The sequence below is a fragment of the Actinocrinis sp. genome, assembly GCF_035653575.1.
Taxonomy (GTDB): domain Bacteria; phylum Actinomycetota; class Actinomycetes; order Streptomycetales; family Catenulisporaceae; genus Actinocrinis.
Genome location: NZ_DASRBQ010000131.1, coordinates 1 through 4898, shown reverse-complemented (window position 1 = coordinate 4898; position 4898 = coordinate 1). Strand labels below are relative to the sequence as shown.

General features: G+C 69.7%; 6 protein-coding genes. 3 read left to right on the top strand and 3 right to left on the bottom strand.

Annotated features, from left to right (window positions below):
* Window positions 1-1230, bottom strand: a 1230-nt coding sequence (pepN, locus tag VFA06_RS18900; protein WP_324841946.1) for an aminopeptidase N, incomplete at its 3' end; no start/stop codon positions are given.
* A 192-nt stretch (window positions 1231-1422) separates the two neighbouring features.
* Between pepN and VFA06_RS18895 the strand changes: the two genes are divergently transcribed.
* Together VFA06_RS18895 and VFA06_RS18890 are read left to right on the top strand one after the other, a co-directional pair.
* A complete protein-coding gene (locus tag VFA06_RS18895; RefSeq protein WP_324841945.1) occupies window positions 1423-2190 on the top strand; it encodes a hypothetical protein in 768 nt (255 codons plus the stop codon).
* Window positions 2187-3167 carry a sensor histidine kinase gene (locus VFA06_RS18890; RefSeq protein ID WP_324841944.1) on the top strand — a complete coding sequence of 327 codons (981 nt, stop codon included), beginning with the start codon at window positions 2187-2189 and terminating at the stop codon, window positions 3165-3167. The genes VFA06_RS18895 and VFA06_RS18890 overlap by 4 nt, the downstream gene beginning before the upstream one ends.
* 21 nt (window positions 3168-3188) lie before the next feature.
* On the opposite strand, the gene VFA06_RS18885 is transcribed toward VFA06_RS18890, so the two are convergent.
* The gene (locus VFA06_RS18885) at window positions 3189-3581 is read right to left on the bottom strand and encodes an STAS domain-containing protein (protein ID WP_324841943.1); all 393 of its coding nucleotides are present in this window, start codon (window positions 3579-3581) and stop codon (window positions 3189-3191) included.
* 285 nt (window positions 3582-3866) lie between these two features.
* A complete protein-coding gene (gene infA, locus VFA06_RS18880; RefSeq protein WP_324841942.1) occupies window positions 3867-4091 on the bottom strand; it encodes a translation initiation factor IF-1 in 225 nt (74 codons plus the stop codon).
* Window positions 4092-4459: 368 nt separating this feature from the next.
* On the opposite strand from infA, the gene VFA06_RS18875 reads away from it, so the two are divergent.
* On the top strand, window positions 4460-4898 hold a 439-nt coding region (locus VFA06_RS18875), incomplete at its 3' end, for a pyridoxamine 5'-phosphate oxidase family protein (RefSeq protein WP_324841941.1).

The window sequence follows — 4898 nt, the reverse complement described above, 5'->3', positions numbered from 1 at the left end:
GGTCATGCCGGCCGAGAAGTTCTCCTCGCCCACGTACGTCATCAGCTGCTTGAGCACCGAGGCGCCCTTCTCGTACGTGATCGCGTCGAAGATCGAGGCCGCTTCGGCAGTGCTGCGCACCTGCGTGCGGATCGGGTGCGAGATCGGGCCCTGATCGGTGAGGTAGGCGCGCTGCTTCCCGGTGGCCAGGTGACCGGCCCACGCGTCGCGGTACGCGGTCGCCTCGGCGGCGGCCCAGTTGCAGGCGAACTCGGCGAACGCCTCGTTCAGCCACAGGTCGTCCCACCACCGCATGGTCACGATGTTGCCGAACCACATGTGCGCCATCTCGTGCAGCAGCACCTTCGCGAACAGCTCGCGCTCGGCCGCGGTCGGCGCGCTGCGCTGCAGGAACCCGTCGGACCAGGTCACGCAGCCGAAGTTCTCCATCGCCCCGCCGAATTCGGGCATGAACACCTGGTCGTAGGTGCGCTGCGGGAACGGCATCCCGAAGACCCGCCCGTAGAAGCTCAGGCCCTGCTCGGTGAGGGTGAAGGCCTCGTCCGCGTCGCGCTCCAGCAGCGCGGCCAGCGACTGGCGGGTGTAGAGCCCGAGGTCGTAGCCGCCGGCGGTGCGGCGTATCTGGTGGAACGGCCCCGCGTTGACGACCGCGTTGTAGGTCGACAGGGGCGGGGTGTCCGCGAAGGTCCACCTCCGCGCCGCACCGGCCGACGTGCCTTCGCCGGCATCCTCGATCCGCGGGGCGCCGCTGTTGCTGGTCACCGTCCACGCCGCGGGCGCGGTGACCGTGAACGCGTGCGGCGCCTTCAGGTCCGGCTGGTCGAAGCAGGCCCACACGAACCTCGCCTCGTCCGGCTCGAAGCTGGTCCACACGTACACCTCGCCGTCCGCGGGATCGACGGCCTTGTGCACTCCCGCGCCGTTCGTCGTGTCCGCCTGCGTGGTGCGCACGACGAGCCGGTTGCGCGGGCTCAAGTCCGGCAGCAGGATCCGCCCCTCGGCGGGCGCCCCGAGCGGACTGCCGTTGAGCGTCGCCTCCACCACCTGCGCGGCGCAGTCCACGAAGGTCGAGGCGCCCGGCCGCCGGCAGCTGAACTCCACCGTGGAGACGCAGCCGACCTGGTCGCCGGTGAGCAGGCCGGTGAAGTCGACGTCGATCTCGTAGCGCTCGACCGCGATCAACGCGGCCCGCTCGCGCGCCTCGTCCTGCGTCAGACTGAGCGGCTCCATCCGTCCTCCTTGGCGATTCCAGCCGGTTGACAAGGCTCAGGCTGCCGCCCGGACGGCTCGGCTGCAACCGTGTTTCCCCTTGCTGAGAGCCCTCTAGCGGCTCAGGTCGATCCCTTATTCGGTGTTCGGATCACTTCGCCGCGTCCGGGACGGATGAGCTCCATTCGCTCGCCCATCCCCGATAATGGCCCGGTGACACAGGCCACCAGCCAGACGTGGGAGCTGACCGCAGGCGAGCATGTCTGCTGGCGCGCCGGTTCGATCCACGAGTACGCAGCGGGTCGCGACGCGCTCATCGCTCAGGCGGACCAGCAGGCCGGAGGCCTGCTCATCCTCGACGGCGATCCTCCGCGGGGAGTCGCGCACGAGCTCGGCACCTCGCACGGCCCGGACGCGGCACTGACGGCCGTACGCGAACGTGTGCATCGGGCACGACGCGACGGAAGGGCACCGTGGGTCCTCGCCTCGATGGAGCAGCTGACCTCGCCGGACGCGCCGGTGGCCGAGGTGGTCGCAATCGAACTCGAGCTGGCCGAGCTGGCCGCCGACACCCGCACCGGGGTGGTGTGCGCTTACCGCGGCGCCCTGTGGAGACCCGCGGTCCTCGGCGACATTGCGCCGGTACATTCGCGGGTGGTGGGTATCACTCCTGACGTGTCCGGTTTCCGGCTGCGTCCCACCGGCGCGCACGGGTACACACTTGAGGGCAGCGTCGGGTTCGAATCGCTGCGTGCGTTCACCACTGCGTTGCGGGGCGCTCTGCTGCGCAGCCCGAATCTTCAGCTCCACTGCGAGCAACTCGAATTGATCGACGCGGCGGCGTGGCGCGCCATGGTGGAGACCGTGGCGGCCGCTCCCGGCACGTCGGTGCTGCTCAAGCACACGAATGAGACGGTCCGCGCCGCCTGGCTGATGTCCGGCTACGGCGATGCCGGCGTCGCGGTGCAGGTGCAGCCATGAGCGAAGCTTCGGCCGCGGCGATCGGTCTGCTGCATATGATCTACCCCTACGCGGGGACGCAGCAGTACGTGACCGGCACGCTGGCGTACATCGAGCAGGCCCGCAGTTCCGGCGCGGCGGTGCTCATCGCCGCCCCGGCCGAGCGGCACGACGCGCTGCGCGCTCGTCTCGCGGCCGACGACGCGGTGAGCTTCCTGGACACGACCGCGCTCGGGCGCAACCCGGGCCGCCTCGTGCCCGCCTGGCAGAACTGGATCGCCCAATACGACGACGGACGCGTCGTGCACGGAGTCAACGACGTCACCTTCCCGTCGCGGGGGGACGCCGACAGCAGCGACGCCCGCTACGCCGAATGGCTGCTCAACCTCGCCTTCGCCAAGGCCCCGGCCTGGTCGCTACTCTGCCCGGTGGACACCAGCGCGCATCCGGCCGCGGCGATCGATGCGCTCACCCGCTGCCACCCGCTGGTGTGGGACGGGGCCGCTAGGCAGCCGGTCGCCGACTATCTGACCGGCCCCTATGCCGCCGATGACCTTCCCGAGCCGCCCGCCTCGGCCGAACGGCTGACCTACCGCCTCGGTGACCTGCCCACGGTGCGCGCGGCGGTGGCACGCTTCGCCCAGCTCAACGGCCTGCCGGTTCGGCGCACGCGGGAGCTGACACTGGCCGTGAGCGAGGTCGCCACCAACAGCATCCGCTACGGCGGCGGGGGCGGCACCATGCTGCTGTGGACGCAGGACAACGCACTGGTCTGCGAGTTGCGCGACGACGGGGTGATCACCGACCCGCTGGTCGGCCAGCTGCGCCCCTCGCCGACCCGGCTCGGCGGCCGCGGCCTGTGGTTCGTCAACCAGTTCTGCGATCTAGTGCAGCTGCGCTCGGCGCCGGGACGCGGCACCCGCGTCCGGTTGTGGATCGACCCGCCGTCCGACCCGGACCGCACAGCCAGAGAGGTCGCCGCCGGTCTTGGCCGCTGAGCGTTTCGCGCGGCGGCCGGGCTAGTTCGCGGTCGCCTCGGTCGTCGCCGCCGCGGCGCCGGCGGACCGCAGCGCGCTCGCGCTGCTGAGCTCGAAATGCAGATCGAACAGGTCCAGCACGCCGCCGACGCGCAGCCGCTCGCGCAGCCAGGGACGCGGCCGCAGCAGGGCCAACGTGGCGCCGCGCGCCTCGGCTTCGCGCCGGGCCAGCAGCAGGAAGCGCAGGCCGGAGCTGTCCATGAGCCCGAGCCTTGACACGTCGAGGATCACTAGCGCGCCGCGCGTCAGCAGCTCGTTCACCTGCTCCCATGCCTGGTCGGCCGCGGCGATGTCAAGATCACCGCGCAGGTTCATCACATGGCGGCTTTGGCCGAGGTCAACGGTCTGAACTGTGAACGGCACTACGTCGAGCACGGGTTTCCCCTCGTGAGTGCGCTTCGGCTGCTGGTCGAACCGATCCGATGCGGATTGCGCGGTCGCCGTGATCTCCCGTGCGGCGCGGTGCACACACCGCGTAACTGTGCGTTCCCTCAAAAGCGCCATTGAGCTGCGTCGTTGACGACGACCCTCTGTCGTCAACGACGCAGCTCAATCGCGGTGCTTAGTTACTGCGAGCGCCAATGCTGAATACGCAGGCGCTGTCTATCGCGGTCGGTCGCGATAGCCGTTAGTTGCGACCACGGTTAGTAGCAACCACCGTTAGTTGCGGTATCGGAACACGATCCGGCCGCGGGTCAGGTCGTACGGCGTGAGCTCGACCAGCACCCGGTCTTCCGGCAGGATCTTGATGTAGTTCTTGCGGATCTTCCCGCTGATGTGCGCGAGCACCCGGTGACCGTTGTCGAGCTGCACGGTGAACATGGCGCTGCGCAGGCACTCGACCACGCGCCCCTCGAGCTCGATGCTTTCGCGCTGCTTGTTCATCGCGCCAGCTCCAGACTGCTGCCGGTCCGCTGCCCGCCGATGCCCTCGAACAGGGCCAGGGCAGCCGCGTTGGTCTGGTCTATCGCGGCGAAAGGTTTGTGGTTCATCGGTGTCCCCTCTCAGGAGAGCCTCGAAATCAAGGCGCTCCCGGCGACACCTAAGTCAGCCTCGGGACCGTGACGAGCTGAGGGAGCACCCGTGGGTGGTTGGGTTCACGAGTCTCACCTCCCTGCGAAGAGTTCACGGCCGACCGCGACATTAGCAGTGGCTGCCCGCCGTTCCCAAGCCATTTTCCGCGCGCGGCGCGCGAGCCCCGGATGGGACATTCGGCCGTTGCCTGAGGCGGCATCGCGGGACACAGTGAGCTTATGAGCATGCCGACCAGTCACGACCGGTCAGCCGCGCCCTCGCCCTCGGCCCCTGTCGAGCGGGCTGGGCGTCGGCGCGACAAGACGGCCGCGTCGAACCTTCGCACCGAGCAGGTCTGGCGGTCCCTGGACAGAGCGTCAGTAGCCGTACTCGGCCACGTCACCGGGGCCGGGCAGCCGCGCACCAGCGGCGTCGTCTACAAGACCCTCAACCGGCGCCTCTACGTGGCTGTGGGACCTAGCAGCTGGAAGGCACGCCAGATCGCGGCCGACCATCACGTCTCGGTGACCGTGCTAGTGCGGCGGGGCGGCCTGCTGGCCCTGCTGTTCCCGATTCCGCCGGCCACGATCACCTTCCACGGCACCGCGGTCGTGCACGCCCCCGGCGCGCCCGAGGTCCGTCCCGCACTCGCCAAACTGAAGCGGCTGCTGCCGCCGG

Coding starts and splice junctions, on each gene's coding strand:
- infA (WP_324841942.1), bottom strand. CDS start 4,091: ATGAACAAGCAGCGCGAAAGCATCGAGCTCGAGGGGCGCGTGGTCGAG.
- VFA06_RS18890 (WP_324841944.1), top strand. CDS start 2,187: ATGAGCGAAGCTTCGGCCGCGGCGATCGGTCTGCTGCATATGATCTAC.